This is a genomic window from Ferrovibrio sp., assembly GCF_035304305.1.
Classification (GTDB): domain Bacteria; phylum Pseudomonadota; class Alphaproteobacteria; order Ferrovibrionales; family Ferrovibrionaceae; genus Ferrovibrio.
This window is the reverse complement of sequence record NZ_DATGQG010000007.1, coordinates 1-17,250: the sequence shown is the minus strand read 5'-3', so window position 1 is coordinate 17,250 and position 17,250 is coordinate 1. Positions and strand designations below refer to the sequence as shown.

General features: G+C 66.2%; 19 protein-coding genes. 12 read left to right on the top strand and 7 right to left on the bottom strand.

Going from position 1 to position 17,250, the window contains the following annotated elements; all coding sequences use genetic code 11:
- Positions 1-26: 26 nt before the first annotated feature.
- The 7 genes from VKZ87_RS00725 (at position 27) to VKZ87_RS00695 (ending at position 6,557) form a co-directional block, all read left to right on the top strand.
- The gene (locus tag VKZ87_RS00725; protein ID WP_324219316.1) at positions 27-890 is read left to right on the top strand and encodes a uracil-DNA glycosylase; all 864 of its coding nucleotides are present in this window, start codon (positions 27-29) and stop codon (positions 888-890) included.
- Positions 887-2,119, top strand: a complete 1,233-nt coding sequence (locus VKZ87_RS00720) for an MFS transporter (protein ID WP_324219315.1) — start codon at positions 887-889, stop codon at positions 2,117-2,119. The genes VKZ87_RS00725 and VKZ87_RS00720 overlap by 4 nt, the downstream gene beginning before the upstream one ends.
- A 73-nt stretch (positions 2,120-2,192) precedes the next feature.
- Positions 2,193-3,962 (top strand): lytic transglycosylase domain-containing protein, encoded by a 1,770-nt coding sequence (locus VKZ87_RS00715; RefSeq protein WP_324219314.1) that lies wholly within the window; start codon positions 2,193-2,195, stop codon positions 3,960-3,962.
- 11 nt (positions 3,963-3,973) lie between these two features.
- Positions 3,974-4,546, top strand: a complete 573-nt coding sequence (gene moaB / locus VKZ87_RS00710) for a molybdenum cofactor biosynthesis protein B (RefSeq protein WP_324219313.1) — start codon at positions 3,974-3,976, stop codon at positions 4,544-4,546.
- Positions 4,547-4,554: 8 nt separating this feature from the next.
- Positions 4,555-5,004, top strand: a complete 450-nt coding sequence (locus VKZ87_RS00705; protein WP_324219312.1) for a GNAT family N-acetyltransferase — start codon at positions 4,555-4,557, stop codon at positions 5,002-5,004.
- A gap of 89 nt (positions 5,005-5,093) precedes the next feature.
- Complete coding sequence (locus VKZ87_RS00700) at positions 5,094-6,203, top strand: PA0069 family radical SAM protein (protein ID WP_324219311.1); 1,110 nt, start codon at positions 5,094-5,096, stop codon at positions 6,201-6,203.
- A gap of 75 nt (positions 6,204-6,278) precedes the next feature.
- On the top strand, positions 6,279-6,557 hold the full coding sequence (locus tag VKZ87_RS00695; RefSeq protein ID WP_324219310.1) for a hypothetical protein: 279 nt from the start codon (positions 6,279-6,281) through the stop codon (positions 6,555-6,557).
- Here VKZ87_RS00695 and VKZ87_RS00690 read toward each other — a convergent pair.
- From VKZ87_RS00690 to VKZ87_RS00660, 7 genes are all read right to left on the bottom strand, one after another.
- Positions 6,536-6,751 carry a hypothetical protein gene (locus VKZ87_RS00690; RefSeq protein ID WP_324219309.1) on the bottom strand — a complete coding sequence of 72 codons (216 nt, stop codon included), beginning with the start codon at positions 6,749-6,751 and terminating at the stop codon, positions 6,536-6,538. The two genes, VKZ87_RS00695 and VKZ87_RS00690, sit on opposite strands and share 22 nt — an antisense overlap.
- Positions 6,752-6,840: 89 nt before the next feature.
- A complete protein-coding gene (gene glgX / locus VKZ87_RS00685) occupies positions 6,841-9,048 on the bottom strand; it encodes a glycogen debranching protein GlgX (protein ID WP_324219308.1) in 2,208 nt (735 codons plus the stop codon).
- A gap of 97 nt (positions 9,049-9,145) precedes the next feature.
- Positions 9,146-10,552 carry an adenylate/guanylate cyclase domain-containing protein gene (locus VKZ87_RS00680; protein WP_324219307.1) on the bottom strand — a complete coding sequence of 469 codons (1,407 nt, stop codon included), beginning with the start codon at positions 10,550-10,552 and terminating at the stop codon, positions 9,146-9,148.
- 91 nt (positions 10,553-10,643) lie between these two features.
- The gene (locus tag VKZ87_RS00675; RefSeq protein WP_324219306.1) at positions 10,644-10,838 is read right to left on the bottom strand and encodes a hypothetical protein; all 195 of its coding nucleotides are present in this window, start codon (positions 10,836-10,838) and stop codon (positions 10,644-10,646) included.
- A gap of 379 nt (positions 10,839-11,217) precedes the next feature.
- Entirely contained in the window at positions 11,218-12,654 is a 1,437-nt protein-coding gene (locus VKZ87_RS00670) for a DUF294 nucleotidyltransferase-like domain-containing protein (RefSeq protein WP_324219305.1), read from the bottom strand.
- Positions 12,651-13,391: a 3'-5' exonuclease gene (locus VKZ87_RS00665; RefSeq protein WP_324219304.1), complete on the bottom strand. Its 741-nt coding sequence runs from the start codon at positions 13,389-13,391 to the stop codon at positions 12,651-12,653. Before VKZ87_RS00665 ends, VKZ87_RS00670 begins: the two co-directional genes overlap by 4 nt.
- A gap of 7 nt (positions 13,392-13,398) precedes the next feature.
- Entirely contained in the window at positions 13,399-13,995 is a 597-nt protein-coding gene (locus VKZ87_RS00660; RefSeq protein WP_324219303.1) for a hypothetical protein, read from the bottom strand.
- Between the two features lie 171 nt (positions 13,996-14,166).
- Here VKZ87_RS00660 and VKZ87_RS00655 point away from each other — a divergent pair, with 171 nt between their 5' ends.
- From VKZ87_RS00655 to VKZ87_RS00635, 5 genes are all read left to right on the top strand, one after another.
- A complete protein-coding gene (locus VKZ87_RS00655; protein WP_324219302.1) occupies positions 14,167-14,433 on the top strand; it encodes a DUF4212 domain-containing protein in 267 nt (88 codons plus the stop codon).
- A 15-nt stretch (positions 14,434-14,448) separates the two neighbouring features.
- Complete coding sequence (locus tag VKZ87_RS00650; RefSeq protein WP_324219301.1) at positions 14,449-16,293, top strand: sodium:solute symporter family protein; 1,845 nt, start codon at positions 14,449-14,451, stop codon at positions 16,291-16,293.
- 84 nt (positions 16,294-16,377) lie between these two features.
- Entirely contained in the window at positions 16,378-16,701 is a 324-nt protein-coding gene (locus VKZ87_RS00645; RefSeq protein WP_324219300.1) for a hypothetical protein, read from the top strand.
- Positions 16,698-16,997, top strand: coding sequence for a hypothetical protein (locus VKZ87_RS00640; protein ID WP_324219299.1), 300 nt, complete (start codon positions 16,698-16,700; stop codon positions 16,995-16,997). The genes VKZ87_RS00645 and VKZ87_RS00640 overlap by 4 nt, the downstream gene beginning before the upstream one ends.
- Before the next feature lie 10 nt (positions 16,998-17,007).
- Positions 17,008-17,250, top strand: a 243-nt coding sequence (locus VKZ87_RS00635; RefSeq protein ID WP_324219298.1) for a hypothetical protein, incomplete at its 3' end; no start/stop codon positions are given.

Sequence of the window (17,250 nt, the reverse complement as noted above, 5' to 3'; positions counted from 1 at the left end):
CCTAGATTAAGGCCAATTTTGGACCGATGAACGTCAGCCCTGCCATGGCCACGCCCAGCCTGCTCGAGATCGCGCTTTTCTATGCCGAAGCCGGCGTGGACGAGGTGATCGGCGAGGTGCCGGTCGACCGCACGGTGGCGCCGCCGCCCCGGTCGCCTGCCGCCACGGAAGCAGTTGCCGCAGGGGCAGGGCGGCCGGCCGCCGGTGCGACGCCCGCCCGCGGGGCTGTTCCCCCGATGGCCATGCCGCCGGCAGCGCCTGCGGCCCAGCAGGCGCTGCTCTCGGTGCAGGCGGTGGAATCGGCGGCCAGCGAGGCGGCCCGGGCCTGCCGCACGGTCCCGGAGCTGGAAGCCGCCATCAGGGCCTTCGAGGGTTGCGCTCTTCGCGCCACGGCAACGAATACGGTCATCGCGCGCGGCAACCCGCAGGCGCCGCTGATGATCATCGGCGAGGCGCCGGGCCGCGACGAGGATGCGCAGGGCCTGCCGTTCGTCGGCGAGAGCGGCCAGCTGCTCGACCGCATGCTGAAGGCGATCGGCCGCGACGAGAGCAATGTCTATATCAGCAACATCCTTTTCTGGCGGCCGCCGGGCAACCGCGACCCCTCCGCCGAGGAGATCGTCGCCTGCAGGCCGTTCATCGAGCGCCTGATCGAGCTGGTGCAGCCGAAGGTGATCGCCTGCGCCGGCAAGCATTCCGCCGCCACGCTGCTGGGCGCCACGGGGATCACCCGCATCCGCGGCCGCTGGCATGAATACCGCCGCGGCGATCTGGTCATTCCCGCCATGCCGCTGCTGCATCCCGCCTATCTGCTGCGCCAGCCCGGCGTGAAGCGCGAAGCCTGGCGCGACATGCTGTCCCTGGCGGAGAAACTCGAAGAGCTGAAATGAGCGAGGCAGCCGCCGCATCGGGCCGCGGGGTGTTCTACGGCTGGATCGTCGTGCTGGCCGCCTTCCTCGTGATGTTCACCGGCTTCGGCGCGGCCTACACGTTTCCCGCCTTCTTCGAGCCGCTGAGCGATGCCTTCGGCGCTTCGCGCGGCACCATCTCCCTGGTTTTCTCGGCGGCCGGTTTTCTCTATTTCGTGCTCGGCGCCGTCAGCGGCCCGCTGGCTGATCGCATCGGGCCGCGACCGGTCGTCGGCTTCGGCATGGCCTGCATCGGTCTCGGACTGATCGCGGCGAGCTTCGCCCAGAGCCTCGCGGCGGTAATCGTCTTCTATGGCGTCGGCGTGGGCATCGGCGTGGGGTTCTCCTATGTGCCGGCCATCGGCACGGTGCAGCGCTGGTTCGTCGCACGGCGCGGACAGGCATCGGGCTGGGCGGTAGCGGGCATCGGCATCGGCACCATGGCAGCGCCCCCGCTGGCCGCTCTCGTCATCGGCGCATTCGGCTGGCGCGGCGCCTATGTCATATTCGGCGTTGCGGTGCTGCTGCTCGGCGCGCTGGCGACCTGGCTGCTGCGCGCCTCGCCGGCAAGCATGGGCCTGCAGCCCGATGGCGCCGCGGCGCCGGCCGCGAAAGCGGGCGGTCCGCCCTCCGGTCTGGACCTGCGCACCGTGCTGCGTCATCCGGTGTTCTGGAAGCTGTATGCCGTCGGCTGGCTCGGCTGCCTCGGCACCTTCGTACCCTTCGTGCATCTGGCGCCGTATGCGCAGGACCAGGGACTGAGCCGGCTGGAAGGCGTCTGGCTGGTCGGCCTGATCGGCGTCGGTTCGACCTTGGGCCGCTTTGTGCTCGGCGGCATCGCCGACCGCATGGGGCGGGGCAGGGCGCTGGCGCTGATCATCCTGATGACCGGCGTGGCGCTGCTCTACTGGCTCACCGCGACCGGCTTCACCGCGCTGGCGATCTTCGCGCTGGCTTTCGGATTGTTCTACGGCGGCTTCGTCGCGCTCATTCCTGCCTATACCATCGACCTGTTCGGTCTGCGCGCGGCGTCCGCGGTGATCGGCGTGCTCTACACCTCGGTGGCCTTCGGCACGCTGCTTGGCCCGACCTTGGCCGGCTGGGCCTTCGATGCGACCGGCAGCTATCTCTGGCCGATCGTCGTCTGCGCCGCGGGATGCCTGATTGCCGCGGCGATTGTTGCCTTTATGCCCAAGCACTTGCCCGAGTGATCCACAGCGGATCCGCGGCCTCGCGCTCCCTCCTGCTTGTCGGTCAGCAAGGTTTTGGGGTATCCCGGCAGCCATGCGACAGCTCAGCCTCATCGCGGCCCTGCTCGCGGCGCTGTTCAGCGCCGTTCCGGCGGCCGCCCAGACCGGGCCTGCCGGCGATCTGCCGGCGATCCTTTCAACCGAGGATGCCGAGCGTTATCAGCGGATTTTCGCGGCCCAGGCCGAGGCTGACTGGGCGGCAGCCGACCGCGAGATCAAGGGGCTGAAGGATCGCCTGCTGCTCGGCCACGTGCTGCACCAGCGCTATCTGCATCCCACCGCCTATATCAGCTCCTTCGCCGAACTCTCGGCCTGGATGAAGCAGTATCGAGACCATCCCGGCGCCGAGGAGATCTATGGCCTTGCGATGCGCAAGAAGGGGCGCAAGGAAAAAGCCCCGCCGCCGCCGCTCGGCGTCAATCTCGGCGATTACGGTGGCGATCCGGGGCTGGTCGCGACGACGCGGCGTCAGCCCAGGATACGCGAGCGCGATCCCGAACATGCCCGCGCCGTCAGCCAGGCGGCGCGGCAATTCGCTGCGCTGCTGCGCCGTGACCGGCTGAAACAGGCGGAGGCCTTCCTGCGGCAGCCGGAGATACGTGCCAAGGTCAGTGCATCGGAGTATGACGAATGGCGGCAACGGCTTGCCTGGCTCTATGTGCTGGAGGGCGACGACGAGAAGGCGCTCGCTCTGGCTTCCCCCGCGGCGAAGCGCTCGCGCCGTGCGGTGCCGGAAGCCGACTGGGTGGCAGGCCTCGCCGCCTGGCGCCTAGGCAAATACGACAATGCCGCGCATCATTTCGAGAATCTGGCCTTCTCGCAGACCGCCACGGGCTGGGATCGTGCGGCCGGCGCCTGGTGGGGGGCGCGCGTGCAGCTGCGCCTGCGCCAGCCCTCTGAAGCGATCCGCCTGCTGGAGATCGGCGCCCGCGAGGAGCGCACCTTCTATGGCCAGCTCAGCCTGCGGCAGCTCGGCACAGATCCGTCCTTTTCCTGGGCGCCGCCGCCGCTGGATGAAAGCGAGCTGCGGCGCCTGACGCGGATTCCCGCGGTCCGCCGCGCGCTGGCGCTGTCGGAAGCGGGCGAGGCGGTGCGGGCCGATCGGGAGATCACGCGCATCTTCGCCCAGTCGCCGGACGATCTCGCGGGCGGCCTTCTGGCGCTGTCCAGCCGCATGAACGCGCCGGCCTCGTCGCTGCGGATCGGCATCGCCTGGTACAATGCGAAGGGCGAAAGCCACGACCACGCGCTGTATCCGCTGCCGCCATGGGAGCCCGAAGGCGGCTTCATTGTCGACCGCGCGCTGGTCTTCGCCTTCATGCGCCAGGAAAGCGCGTTCAATGCGCGGGCCATGAGTTCGGCCGGCGCCACGGGCCTGATGCAGCTGATGCCGAAAACCGCCAGCGGCGTCGCCGGCGACCGCAGCCTGCGCAACCGCCGCGGCCGTCACAAGCTGTTCGCGCCGGAATACAACATCGAGCTGGGCCAGCGCTATCTGCAGACCCTGCTGGAGATGCCGATGATCAGCGGCAATCTGCTGTATCTTGCCGCGGCCTATAACGGCGGCCCCGGCAATCTGCAGAAATGGCTGCGCGAGAATCCCGGCCACGCCGAGGATCCGCTGCTGTTCATCGAGACGATCCCGCTTGCCGAGACGCGCATCTTCGTGGAGCGTGTGCTGGCCAATTACTGGATCTACCGCAGCCGCATCGGCCAGCCGGATCCGAGCAGCGCCGAGGCGATGGCCAACATGGCGCCGCTCTACCGCTCGCAGGACGCCGACGCGCTGACCGCGCGCAAGTGAGGGAGGCCGCCGTGTCGGAGCTTCAGCCGCAATCCTACGTCGATGCCGAGGGCAGGCGCCTCTTCGTGCCGGTGCGCATCGCCGTGCTTACGGTATCGGATACGCGCACGCTGGCCGACGACAAGTCTGGCAACACGCTGGTGGAGCGCCTGACGGATGCCGGCCATGTGCTGGCGGCACGCGACATCGTCCCCGACGACATCGAGGCGATCCGCAGGCGCGTGCTGGCCTGGGTGGATGATCCCGGCATCGACGTCGTGCTCTCCACCGGCGGCACCGGCGTGACCGGCCGCGACGTGACGCCGGAAGCCTTCGAGGGCATCTACGAGAAGGCGATCGCCGGCTTCGGCGAGCTGTTCCGCATGCTCAGCTACCAGAAGATCGGCACCTCGACGATCCAGTCGCGCGCCACCGCCGGGGTGACCCGCGGCACCTATCTCTTCGCGCTGCCGGGCTCGCCCGGCGCCTGCCGTGACGCCTGGGACATGATCCTCAAGGACCAGCTCGACTATCGCCACAAGCCCTGCAATTTCGTTGAACTCTTCCCCCGCCTGCGCGAACACGAGCGCCGCAAACCGAGCTGAGAGACACGATGACCGAGATCACCATCCGGCCGGTTGCAGCCGACGACCGCGCGCGCTGGGAGCCGCTCTGGCTCGGCTACATCGCCTTCTATGAAAAGCGCCTGCCGCAGGCGACCACCGACTTCACCTGGAAGCGCATTCTCGATCCGGCCAATCCGATCGAGGCCCTGCTGGCGGTGGATGCGCAGAACAACGCCCTCGGTCTGGTGCAGTATCTGCTGCACGAATCGACCTGGAATACCGGCGGCAACGTCTATCTGCAGGACCTGTTCGTGGTGCCGGAGGCCCGCGGCCTGCGCATCGGCCGGCGCCTGATTGAGGCGGTGGCCGAGATCAGCCGGAAGAAGGGCGCAGGCGTTCTGTATTGGCAAACCGAGGAATTCAACGGTACGGCCCGGCGGCTCTACGAGCGGCTGGCCAAGCGCGCGCCCTTCGTGCGGTACAATATCGAGCTCTGACCCGCAGGCGTTTTTGTCTAGGCCGGTCTTATATTCCTAAAATCACATATTTTCTTGAAAAGTTCCCATAAGGGCTTATCCTGGCCCTTATGCGTAAAGTCGTTCCCCGTGCGATTTCCACTCCGGCGGATCACGCCCATCCCGATGCCCGCCATGGCCGGGGCGCGGTGACCAATGTCGGCAGCCGCTACGACATCGAACGGCGCCAGAAGGAGGATGACGGCTGGGACAATCTGGAACAGGCGGATGCCCTCCGCACGGTGCTGCACAACGACACGACGCGCAGCATCATTGCCTACAACAAGTCCCCCGATATTTCCTTCGACCGCTCGATCAACCCCTATCGCGGCTGCGAGCATGGTTGCGTCTACTGTTTCGCGCGGCCCACCCATGCCTATCTCGGCTTCTCGCCCGGCCTGGATTTCGAGACCCAGATCATGGTGAAGCGCGATGCCGCCGCGCTGCTGCGCAGGGAACTGGCGGCGCGGAGCTACAGGGTCGCGCCGATGGCGATGGGCACCAATACCGATCCCTACCAGCCGGTGGAGCGCGACCTGAAGATCACGCGCAGCGTGCTGGAGGTGCTGCTGGAGACGCGCCATCCGCTGACCATGGTGACCAAGAATCACCTGATCACCCGCGACATCGACATCCTGTCGGAGATGGCGAGGCTCAATCTGGTGAAATGCTATCTCTCGGTTACCTCGCTCGACCGGAAGCTGGCGCGCGCGATGGAGCCGCGCGCCTCCACGCCGCCCCGAAGGATCGAGGCGATCCGGCTGCTCAACGAGGCCGGGATCCCCTGCGGCGTGATGACGGCTCCGATGATCCCGGGCCTCAACGACATGGAGCTGGAACGCATCCTGGAAGCGGCGTACGAGGCCGGCGCGCGGGAAGCGGGCTATGTGCTGCTGCGCCTGCCGTTCGAGCTGAAGGAAATCTGGCGCGAGTGGCTGCAGGAGCATTATCCCGACCGCGCCTCGAAGGTGATGAAGCTGGTGCAGGAAACCCGCGGCGGCAAGGATTACGAGCCGGAATGGGGCGAACGCCAGCGCGGCGAGGGGGTCTATGCCACGCTGCTGGCGCAGCGTTTCCGCCTCGCGATCAGGCGCCTCGGCTTCAACGAGAAGCGGCTCGGCATCCGCTGCGATCTTTTCACGCCGCCCGAGAAGGACGCGCGGCAGGGGCGGCTGTTCTAGCGCGCGTGACAGCGGAACAGGCAGGATGACCGCGGGTTCCGTCGTGGCAGGAGGATGCCACGAACGGAGAGCGCGATGTCCGAGCGACACGATTTCATGCAACCGCTGCGCCGTTTCGCTGCGGCGCTGCTGGCCGGAATGGCGCTCGCGACTCTGGCGGCGATCCTGCTGCTCGGCAGCGATGCGATGGGGCTTGCCGGTCTGATCCGCGCATCCGGCGTGCCGCCGCTGCCGCTTCTGCTGCTCTGGCTCTCCGCGGCGGCCGGTTTCGGCGCGGTGCAGTTCGCGTTCTCGCTGGCGCTGTCGGCGGAGGCGGAGCCGGAAGCCCTGGCTCAGGGTCGCATGAACTCGTAGTCGCGGTCTTCCAGGTTTTCGATCAGGAACGTCAGTTCCGAGCGGATGTCGTCGAGGCTGCGATGCGCCTTGAGGATCCGCACCGCATCGGCCAGCAGGTTGCTCGCCACCGTCTCGGGCGCGACGCGGTGTCGTTCCGCCTCAGCCAGTGCCGCCTCGACATGGCGGTGAACGATCTCGTAGGCGCTTGCCATGAATCCCTCCGTGTGAAGGACGCATCCGGCCACGGCAACGCGCCGGCCGCCTTGATGCGGATCAACGGACCCCGGGAAAGCCGGCAGGGTCAGTCGTCGATATCCGGCTGTTCGGTGATGTCCAGGATTGCTCCGACGCCTTCGCGCTGCTGCCGCGACAGGCGGTCATGGCCCAGCACGAAAAGCAGCAGCGAGCGGCCGGTCACCTGGTAGACATGGCCGAAATCGAAGCGCACCTCGTCCAGCCAGTCAGGATCGTTGGTGTCGATCAGCCGCAGCCAGCGCTTGCCCTCGGTGACCGAGGGCAGGGTGAAATTCACCACATCGTGATGGGCGTTCACCAGGATCAGCAGGGTGGCGTCCGAGCCGCGCTTCTTGATGCCGCTCGCCTGTGCGCGGCCGTCCAGCAGGATGCCGAGGCTCTTGGCATTCGGATCGTCCCAGTGTTCCGGAGTCATCTCGTCGCCGGCCGGCGTCAGCCAGGTGACGTCCTTGACGTCGCGCTCCTCGTTGTATTCGCCGCGCAGGAAGCGGCTGCGGTGCAGGATCGGGTAGGCCTTGCGCACGGCGATCAGCTTGCGCACGAAGGCATTCAGCCGGCGGCCTTCCCGCGACATGCCGCTCCAGTTCAGCCAGGTAATTTCGTTGTCCTGGCAGTAGGCGTTGTTGTTGCCCTGCTGCGTGTGGCCGATTTCATCGCCGGCCAGCAGCATCGGCGTGCCGTGGGACATCAGCAGCGTGGCCAGCAGGTTGCGCTTCTGCCGCTCGCGCAGCTCGGTGATCTCCGGATCGTCGGTCGGGCCCTCGACGCCGTGATTCCATGAATGGTTATTGTCGTGCCCATCGCGGTTCTCCTCGCCGTTCGCCTCGTTGTGCTTGTCGTTGTAGGAGACGAGGTCGTTCAGGTTGAAGCCGTCATGGGCGGTGATGAAGTTGACGCTGGCCCAGGGTTTGCGCCCGCGCTCGTCGAACAGGTCGGCCGAACCCGAGAAGCGGGCTGCCAGATCCGGCAGGCGGCCCTCATCGCCTTTCCAGAAGCTGCGGATCATGTCGCGGTACTTGTCGTTCCACTCGGCCCAGCCGGGCGGAAAGCGGCCGACCTGGTAGCCGCCGGGGCCGATATCCCAGGGCTCGGCGATCAGCTTCACGCTGGAGAGCACCGGATCCTGGCGGCAGGAATCGAGAAAGCCGCCGCCTTCGTCGAAGCCATAGGGTTCGCGGGCGAGAATGGTGGCCAGATCGAAGCGGAAGCCGTCGACCCGCATCTCGGTGGCCCAGTAGCGCAGGGAGTCGCAGACCATCTGCAGCACGCGCGGATGGCTCAGGTTCACGGTATTTCCGGTGCCGGTGTCGTTGATGTAATAGCGCGGCTCGTCGGGCATCAGGCGATAATAGCTCATGTTGTCGATGCCCTTGAAGGACAGCGTCGGCCCGCCCTCGTTGCCCTCGGCGGTGTGGTTGTAGACCACATCGAGGATCACCTCGATATTGGCGGCGTGGAGATGGTTGACCATTTCCTTGAACTCGTTGCCGAAGGCCGTCGCCATGTAGCGGGGCTCCGGCGCGAAGAAGCCGATGCTGTTGTAGCCCCAGTAGTTCACCAGGCCCTTCTCGATCAGGTAGCGGTCGTTGACGAACGCATGCACGGGCAGCAGTTCGATGGCGGTGATGCCCAGCTTCTTCAGGTAGTCGACGCTGCGGTGATGGCCGACGCCGGAGAAAGTGCCGCGCAGGTCGGGCGGGATGCCCGGATGCAGCTTGGTGAAGCCCTTCACATGGGCCTCGTAGATGATGGTGTCTTCCCACAGCCGCGCCGGCCGCATCTGCGAGCCCCAGGTGAAGGCCGGATCGACAACGATGGATTTTGGCACGAAGGGCGCGCTGTCGCGTTCGTCGAAGGACAGGTCGGCATCGGGATGGCCGATCGTGTAGCCGAACAGTTCGTCCGACCAGTGCAGCTCGCCGATCAGCTGCCGCGCATAGGGATCGATCAGCAGCTTGTTGGGATTGAAGCGGTGCCCGGCATCCGGCTCGTAGGGGCCGTGGACGCGGTAGCCGTAGATCGTGCCGGGTCGGGCGTCGGGCAGGTAGCCGTGCCACACCTCGTCGGTGTATTCCGGCAGGTCGTAGCGGACGACTTCGCGTTCTCCCCCGCTGTCGAAGATGCAGAGTTCGACCCGGGTGGCATGGGCGGAGAAGATGGCGAAATTGACGCCCAGCCCGTCCCAGGTGGCGCCGAGCGGATGCGGGCGCCCCTCACGGATGTTGGCGCGCTGGATGATCTGCGGTGCATTCATGGGGGGTAAGCCTGCCGGAAAGAAGGGGCGCGTGCCGGCAGAAAACCCGAGGCCTGCATTGTGGTTCCAGCCGGTCGGCAGGCCTGCCGTCGGAATATCAGGGAATTTCGTAGACCGGCATTTCGCTGGCCAGGCCGCGCAGGGCATAGTGCTGTGCCGTCGCCGTCAGGCCGGCTCCGTCGAGCAGAGCCGCCGATTGCGGATCCTCGACCACCGGGCGGGTGGCGAAGATGGCGCGCGACATCGCGAGATGCTGGACGCGGGCGGCGATATTCACGGTCTGACCGAAATAGTCCTGGCGGTCGTTCAGCATCACGGCCAGGCAGGGGCCCTCATGGATGCCGATCTTCAGCAGCAGTTCCTCGCGCTGGCGCTCGCTGTTGAAGCCGCGCATCGCCTCCCGGATCCGCAGGGCTGCGGCAAGCGCGCGGTCGGGGCTGGGGAAGGTGGCCATCACGGCATCGCCGATGGTCTTCACCACCGCGCCGGATTCCTCGGCGACGATGTCGTTGAGCAGCTGGAAATGCGCCTTCACCAGGTCGAAGGCAACGAGATCGCCGACGCGCTCGTAGAGTTCGGTCGAACCCTTGAGATCGGTGAACAGGAAGGTGAGGCTGACGATCTTCAGCCGCTGATCGATATCGAGCGTATCGGCGCGATAGAGGTCGCGGAAGGTCTGGTTGGTCAGCAAACGCTTGGCGGTCAGGAAATGCCGCCGCCGGCCGAGTATGTCGTGCATGGCGTCGTTGGCGATCCAGACGCCCGGCAGAACCCGCGTGTCGGTGGCGTTTTCCAGCGTCAGGCGCAGCGGCCCGGGATGCATCGCCAGGGTGCTGTTCGGCGTGCTCAGCTTGTTGAGCACCATGGTGAGGCTCTGGCGCTCCCGGGTCGGTTCGCCCTGCACATCGATGAATTGCGTCGCATGGGTGACGGGATCGAAAACGATCACGAATTCGGCCGGCAGCTGCAGCGACAGGATCGCCTTCTCGCCTGGGGGCAGTTCGACCACGTCCAGCATGATCTGCTCGAGGCGGGTTTCCAGATCCTCCGGAATGTCGACGCCGGAGCTGCAGAAGATCTGCCGGTAATAGTCGGCAAATGGCAGCTCGTGTGGCACATGCGCGGGAATGCGCCGGATGCGGGGATCGACGGTGAAGGTCACTTCAACCATCTCGTCCAGCGTCGGCTCGTAGCCGGCTGCGCAGAGATGGCAGTGATACTGCTCGCTCTGGACGGTCTTGAGGCTGGCATAGGCGCCAAGCATGCCGCCGCAGCCGGGACAAAGCACGTTCCACGACATCTGGAACAGGCCCAGTCGCGTGGCGTGCAGCAGCGCGGCGATGGTGCGCTCCTCGCCGAGACCGTTCGCGGCGGCAAAGGCGAGGGCGTTGATACGGTTAAGCGCGGGTTCCGGACCATCCCGGACCAGCTTTTCCAGGGCCGCGGCGGCGGCGGGATCGGCCGACTGCCGCAAAACCGCAAACAGGGCTTCGGCGTCGCTCATGTGCCGGATCATACGCCTGCCGGCGGACCGGCCCGCATGACATTTCTAGGTGCAGGCGCTTCCAGACAGGCGCCGGGAAGCGCCCGGCCACTCAGCCCGGCTGTTCGGCGCCGCGCAGCACGGCGTGCTGCATGCGCAGACTGGCGAAGAGGCTGATGCCGCTGAGCAGGACGCCGATGGCGGCCGCCAGCGGCCAAGCCATGCGCAGCCAGGTGACGAGGGCATCGGACACGATGAAGAACTGCAGGCTGACCAGCAGGCAGAAGAAGACGGCGCCCGGATACATTCTGAATTCCCCCAGAGGTGATTCGTTTTCTCCCTCCAGCCTGCCGGTTTTTCTGATTCCGCGGTGCAACATGCCTGTGATTCTCCGTGACATTCCTGGGATGAGGCGGGCAACGTATATTCTACTTGTTGACTGTATATGATCATGATATGTTCTTTTTGAGTAACAGTCAAGGTTCATGAATGAAGCGCCGGCGGGGTGAAGGGAATGGCCGCTGGTCGGGTCAGCGCTGCGGCGGAGTGAGATAAGGCGGGATAAGCGCGGATAAGTCGGAATAAGCAGGAATAAGCCGGTTCAAGGGCAGGAAGCGGTTAATTTGGACGAATCAGCACCGGTTAGCACCCGGACTGGCTCCGGTTTGGCGGCGGGATCGCCGCCATCAGGTGCCCGCGGCGATCACCGCCTGGGTCATGTCGGGCAGCAGCTCGAGATGCTTGAGGGCTGCCTTCAGCCGTGCGAGGTCGCGACTGCGGATCATGGCCCGGTCGACCCGGCTGCCCGGCGGCTGCCCCGCTGCCAGGTCGGCGATCTGCTGGCGGAGGATCAGTTCGAGGATCAGTCCCTGGGCCTCGATCAGCCGGACGATGTCGTCCTCGCCGATCAGGCTGGCGCGGGCGACGGCGCGCAGGCGGCTGCCGGTGCTGGTCGCCGGCTCGCCCAGCCGCAGGGCCATGACGCGGGCGGCGCTGACCAGCGGCAGCAGGCCGCCGAGCTTGAGGTCGATACGGCCGCCCTGTTCCCTCAGCCGGCCGAACAGGCCGATGGCGGGATGCAACTGCGCCGACTGCTCGGCCAGCAGGCGCAGGAAGAGCGGCGCGCTGCGTGCGGCGGCGAGCGCCTCCCGGCGAAGATGCTCGCCCAGCCGCAGCGCGCCGAAGACAGGCTTGAGATCGTAGAAGATGTCGACGTTGAGCAGAGACTCGGGCGAGGAGCGGCGGATCCATTCGGTGACGCGCGCGCGCCACTGGCCCTGGTTGCCGCGCCAGGCGGTGTTCTTCGCCATCACGCCGCCCTTGCAGTAGGGGATGCCGGCCTCGTTCAGCAGGTCGGCCATCATTTCGCCGGCGCGGGCATACCAGCCGTCATCCTCGGTGCTGCCGGCATGGATGATGGCATTGTCCTGGTCGGGGCTGAGCAGGCTTTCGCCGCGGCCGCCGGAGCCGAGCACCAGCACGCACCAGGGCGCCGGCGCCGGCTGGCCGGCCTGCGCCAGCTGGGTCTCGACGATGGCGGCGGCGCGGGCGGTGATGTCGCAGTAGATGCTGCTGATGACCGCGGCGATGTCGATGGCGCCGCTCCCATCCTCCAGCAGGGTTCGCGCCAGTTCGGGGAGGGCGGTGCGGGCATGCGCGAGTTCAGCGGCATTGGTCGCGACATCGAGTCCGTCGGCGATGATCTGGCCTTCCAGCGCGCGGTGTGCCAGCAGCAGGCGCGCCGACAGCATGCCGGTGTAGCGGCCGGTCTCGTCGGTGGCCGGCAGGTAGCGCAGGTTCAGCCGCCGCATGCGGCCGATGGCGCGGAAGAGGAAGGCGTTATCGGCGATGGCGATCACCTGCGGCGTCATGATGTCGCGCGCGGTGAGCTGCAGCGCCGCTTCGCCATGCTCGCCCAGCGCCCGCGTCACGTCGCGCTCGGTGAGAATGCCGACATGCTGGCCGAAGCGGTCGGCGACCAGCAGGGCGCCGCGCTTCTCGGTCGCCATGCGCCGGGCGATCTCGGTCAGCGTTGCCGTGTCGGGAACATCCTGCACCGACCGCATCACGCTCGCCACGCGGCGGCGGTAGGGTTCGAGATCCGGGGGGGCGATATCGGTCATGATGCCAGCAGCAGGTCGACCGACCAGCCGGCGCGGGTCTGGCCGTGGATCAGATCGCGCTGCCGCGCCATGAGGTCGCGCGCCGCGCCCAGGGTGGCGATGCCGCGGCTGCCGAGCGGAGGCAGCAGATGCGCCCAGATCGCGGCGGCCGCTTCGGCGTCGCCGAGCGCCTGGTGGCGGCCCGAGACGGTGATACCGAGATCCTCCGCCACCTGCTCCAGGCTGATATTCTGCCGCCGTGGCCGCAGCCCGGCATAGAGCAGGCAGACATCGAGCACGGCGGAGGGCGGCCGGAAGGGCAGGCGGGCGCGCTCCGCCTCATGGCGCAGGACCGCGAGATCAAAGGCGATGTTGTGGCCGATCAGCACGCGGCCCTGCCAGTAGGCCTGGAGACGCGACCAGATCAGCGCGAAGGACGGCGCGAAGGCGACGTCGGCATCGGTGATGCCGTGGATCTGCGTGGCGCGCTTCGGAATCTTCACGCCCGGATGGACCAGCAGGTCGAGCGGCGGCGCCGCCTCGCGCTGGGCGCCGTGGCAATGCAGCGCACCGATCGAGAGCAGGCGGTCGCGCGCCACGTTCAGTCCGGTGGTCTCGATGTCGAGGACGGTTACCGGCAGGGTGCTGAGCGGCTCGTCGGCGGGGAAGCTGTGTTCCGCCGGCAGGCTGAGGCGCGGCGTACTGCGGATGCCGCCGATCATCCGGCCGAGACCCGTGATGAGCCGCTGCCGCATCATCCCCGTGTCACGCGGTCAGTTCACGCAGCAGGGCTTCGCGGCGGAAGCGCTTCAGCATGGAGGCGTGCATCGCCACGGCATGCAGGCGCAGGTCGCCGCGCACGACTTCGAGATCCTCGCCCTTGAGGCGGGGGTGGATCGGCGCCAGCCGGTAGATCACCTTCGCCGTTCCGTCGGTCACGTTGCGCGGATGCGCCGGCGGCTCCTGCCGGGTCCTGGAGAAGCGTTCGTCGAAGGCGGCGATGGCGTCATTCCAGTCCGTGCGGTGCGCCGGCACATCGCCCAGCAGGGGGGCGTAGAAGGCGGCGAGGGAATCGGCCACCTGCTGCCGGGCCGGTTCGCCGGCCGGCCGCAGCAGACCCTCGACCAGGATCAGGGTGTCGGCCAGCGTGCCGGCATAGGCCTCCCAGCGGCAGGCCTCGAGGCCGTCGCGGAAGGCTGCCTCGGTCAGCAGTTTCTCGTAGTCCTGCATGGTCTTCACGCGGCAATAGCCGATGACGCATTTCTGGGCGAGATAGGATGCCTCGCCGCGGACGAATGCCTCAAGCTCGGCACGAGTCGCCACGGCAGGCGGGAAAAAGAATTCCAGTGTGCGTCGCAACAAAATCGGTCCCCCGGATCACAAGCTGCCACAAACAGGGCGGTTCAATCTTTAGCCTTTGGTCTAATGGGCCCGTTGTTTCAAGGCCTTCTATACTGCCCCCGGGCGTCTCCGCAGGGTGATTCTGCGGTCTGGACGTAACGAATATCATAAACAAGGGGCAGGAGCGCATCCATGTCAGATCTATCACCAGACAAGGCCAAGGCCTACTGGGCCAGAACATCCGGCCTCATGTGGACGATGCTGGGCATCTGGTTCTTCTTCGGTTTCGTCATCCATCTCTTCGCGCCGCAGCTGAACGGGATCAAGATCCTCGGCTTCCCGCTCGGCTTCTACATGGCCGCACAGGGCTCGCTGATCGCCTTCGTCGTGTCGCTGTTCTGGTTCGCCTCGAAGCAGAACTCGATCGACGAGGAATTCGGCGTCGCCGAAGACGAATAAGGGGGAGACGCCGCAATGGCAAACAGCACCAAAGATGATGGCGGCTTTATCGCCAATCTAGGCAAGATCTACGGCATGTATACCGGCGGCTTCGCCGCCTTCGTGATCGTTCTTGCCATCCTCGAACAGCTGGGGGTGTCCAACCAGGTCATCGGCTATCTGTTCGTGTTCCTCACCATCGGCGTATACGCGCTGATCGGTATTCTCTCGCGCACCGCGGAAGTGGGCGAATACTACGTGGCCGGCCGCAAGGTCCCGGCCCTCTACAACGGCATGGCGACCGGCGCGGACTGGATGTCGGCGGCGTCGTTCATCGGCATGGCCGGTTCGCTCTACCTGCTCGGCTATGACGGCCTCGCCTTCGTGCTCGGCTGGACGGGCGGCTACCTGCTGGTCTCGATCCTGCTGGCGCCGTATCTGCGCAAGTTCGGCCAGTTCACCGTGCCCGACTTCCTCGGTGCCCGGTATGGCGGCAACGTCGCGCGCTTCGTCGGCGTGATCGTGCTGATCTCGGCCTCGTTCGCCTATGTGACGGCGCAGATCTTCGGCGTGGGCATCATCGCCTCCCGCTTCCTCGGCATCTCGTTCGAGATCGCGGTGTTCGTCGGTCTGGCCGGCATTCTGGTCTGCTCGATGCTGGGTGGCATGCGTGCGGTCACCTGGACCCAGGTGGCGCAGTACATCATCCTGATCATCGCCTACCTGATCCCCGTGGTCATTCTCTCGGCCAAGGTGACCGGCGTGCCGATCCCGCAGCTGATGTATGGCCAGGCGATCGAGAAGATCCAGGCTCTGGAACCGACACTCGGCGTGGTCAAGGGCCACACCGCGGTCTTCTCCAATGCCAAGGGCGAGATCAACTTCACCGATGGTCTGAACTTCTTCGCCCTGATCTTCTGTCTGATGGTGGGTACGGCTGCCCTGCCGCACATCCTGATGCGCTACTTCACCACGCCCAGCGTGCGTGATGCCCGCAAGTCGGTGGCATGGAGCCTGTTCTTCATCTTCCTGCTGTACTTCACGGCGCCGTCCTATGCGGCGTTCGCCAAGCTGGAAGTGTACCAGAACGTCATCGGCACCAGCATCGACCAGCTCCCGGCCTGGGTGCAGTCGTGGGGTGAAATCGGCCTGGTCGGTACCTGTGACCGCCCGGATGCCGCCGTTCGCTACGCGATGTGCAAAGGCGTGACCGGCAACAATGACGGTATCCTGCAGCTCTCCGAGTTCCGTATCCATACGGACGCCATCGTTCTGGCGACCCCGGAGATTGCCGGCCTGCCGTATGTCATTGCCGGCCTGGTAGCCGCGGGTGGTTTGGCTGCCGCGCTCAGCACGGCTGACGGCCTGCTGCTCGCGATCGCCAACGCGCTCAGCCATGACATCTACTACCGCATGATCGACCCGCATGCCCCGACCAAGCGTCGCCTGATCCTCAGCCGCGTGCTGCTGATCCTCGTCGCTATCGTCGCGGCGTACACGGCGGCGCAGAAGCCCTCGACCATCCTCGCGATGGTGGCTTGGGCCTTCTCGATCGCCGCCTCGGGTCTGTTCCCGGCGCTGGTGATGGGCATCTGGTGGAAGCGCACGACCAACACCGGCGCCATTCTCGGCATGATCGCCGGTTACGGTGTCTGCGTGTTCTACCTGGTGATGACCCAGTTCTATGGCATGCCGCTGTGGTTCGGGGTCAAGAACATCTCCTGCGGCCTGTTCGGCATCCCGGCGGCCTTCATCGTCACCTGGGTGGTCAGCATGGTCACCAAGGAACCGACGAAGGAAATGCAGGACTTCATCGACAGCATCCGTGTTCCGAAGGGTGAAGTTAAGCTTGCCCGCTCGGAAGACGCGATCGCGCACTGATCGACCGCTTCTTGTCGACGGCGGCGGGGGCCTTATACTGGCCCCCGCCGTTTTTCTTTGCCGCGGTCACCTGTCCGGATCTTCATGACATCCCCCACTGATTTCTTCTGGAATTACCTGCCCTACTGGGCGGTTGCCTATGGCCTGGCCCTGATCGGCTGGACCTGCGTTGGACGCTTCCTGATGACGGCCTTCTTGCCGCCCGACCATCCGAACTACATCTTCCGCTGGTTCCGGATGCTGACGAACTGGGCCCTATGGCTGGTCGGTTTCATCACGCCGCGGTTCATCGGGCCGCGCTTCCTGCCGCTGATCGCGGCCTTCTGGGCGTTCGCCCTCCGCTACGTGGCCCATTTCGCCTTCGCCGCCCATGGCATGGCGCCGACCCTGACACAGGCCGCGTCATGAACCCGCAGACCGTGTTCATCGCCGTCCTCGGCGTCACCCTGCTCAACGGGTTCGTCTCGCCGGTGCTGCCACTGGTCTTCCTGATGGCGCCGGTCTGGATGCCGGAATTCATGCCGATGACGTCGATCCCCGTCCTGTACGGGACGTCGCTGATCGTGTCGGTTTCCACCCTGATCCTGTCCGGCGTGCCGGCGGGAATCTTCGAGCGGCTGACCGGCCGCGAGGAGACCGATACCACCTCGATGCTGGTCTGGCTCGGCGCCGCCATCCTGCTGACATTGCCGGGTCTGTTCTGACGGAGCGGTCATGCCCCAGCCGGTCGAAGAGCGGATCAGGGCCATGGCAGTACACTCGATCGGACGCGGATGCTTCTTTGCCGCCCTGGCGATCTGGTGCGTGATGATCGGTCTGATCGCCGAGCCGCTGCTGGCGATCAAGTCCGGTGCGATCCTGACCATGATGGTCGCCTGCATCCTGCTGCTCAAGGCAGGATATGTGACCCGCAATTCCTACAAGAAGACCGAGGTCTGGATCCTGCTGGACCGCCAG

What these genes read in the sequence shown, in the direction of transcription:
- VKZ87_RS00725 (WP_324219316.1), top strand. Translation starts at nt 27, where the DNA reads ATGAACGTCAGCCCTGCCATGGCCACGCCCAGCCTGCTCGAGATCGCG.
- VKZ87_RS00720 (WP_324219315.1), top strand. Translation starts at nt 887, where the DNA reads ATGAGCGAGGCAGCCGCCGCATCGGGCCGCGGGGTGTTCTACGGCTGG.
- VKZ87_RS00715 (WP_324219314.1), top strand. Translation starts at nt 2,193, where the DNA reads ATGCGACAGCTCAGCCTCATCGCGGCCCTGCTCGCGGCGCTGTTCAGC.
- VKZ87_RS00705 (WP_324219312.1), top strand. Translation starts at nt 4,555, where the DNA reads ATGACCGAGATCACCATCCGGCCGGTTGCAGCCGACGACCGCGCGCGC.
- VKZ87_RS00700 (WP_324219311.1), top strand. Translation starts at nt 5,094, where the DNA reads ATGCGTAAAGTCGTTCCCCGTGCGATTTCCACTCCGGCGGATCACGCC.
- VKZ87_RS00695 (WP_324219310.1), top strand. Translation starts at nt 6,279, where the DNA reads ATGTCCGAGCGACACGATTTCATGCAACCGCTGCGCCGTTTCGCTGCG.
- VKZ87_RS00690 (WP_324219309.1), bottom strand. Translation starts at nt 6,751, where the DNA reads ATGGCAAGCGCCTACGAGATCGTTCACCGCCATGTCGAGGCGGCACTG.
- glgX (WP_324219308.1), bottom strand. Translation starts at nt 9,048, where the DNA reads ATGAATGCACCGCAGATCATCCAGCGCGCCAACATCCGTGAGGGGCGC.
- VKZ87_RS00680 (WP_324219307.1), bottom strand. Translation starts at nt 10,552, where the DNA reads ATGAGCGACGCCGAAGCCCTGTTTGCGGTTTTGCGGCAGTCGGCCGAT.
- VKZ87_RS00675 (WP_324219306.1), bottom strand. Translation starts at nt 10,838, where the DNA reads ATGTATCCGGGCGCCGTCTTCTTCTGCCTGCTGGTCAGCCTGCAGTTC.
- VKZ87_RS00670 (WP_324219305.1), bottom strand. Translation starts at nt 12,654, where the DNA reads ATGACCGATATCGCCCCCCCGGATCTCGAACCCTACCGCCGCCGCGTG.
- VKZ87_RS00665 (WP_324219304.1), bottom strand. Translation starts at nt 13,391, where the DNA reads ATGATGCGGCAGCGGCTCATCACGGGTCTCGGCCGGATGATCGGCGGC.
- VKZ87_RS00655 (WP_324219302.1), top strand. Translation starts at nt 14,167, where the DNA reads ATGTCAGATCTATCACCAGACAAGGCCAAGGCCTACTGGGCCAGAACA.
- VKZ87_RS00650 (WP_324219301.1), top strand. Translation starts at nt 14,449, where the DNA reads ATGGCAAACAGCACCAAAGATGATGGCGGCTTTATCGCCAATCTAGGC.
- VKZ87_RS00645 (WP_324219300.1), top strand. Translation starts at nt 16,378, where the DNA reads ATGACATCCCCCACTGATTTCTTCTGGAATTACCTGCCCTACTGGGCG.
- VKZ87_RS00640 (WP_324219299.1), top strand. Translation starts at nt 16,698, where the DNA reads ATGAACCCGCAGACCGTGTTCATCGCCGTCCTCGGCGTCACCCTGCTC.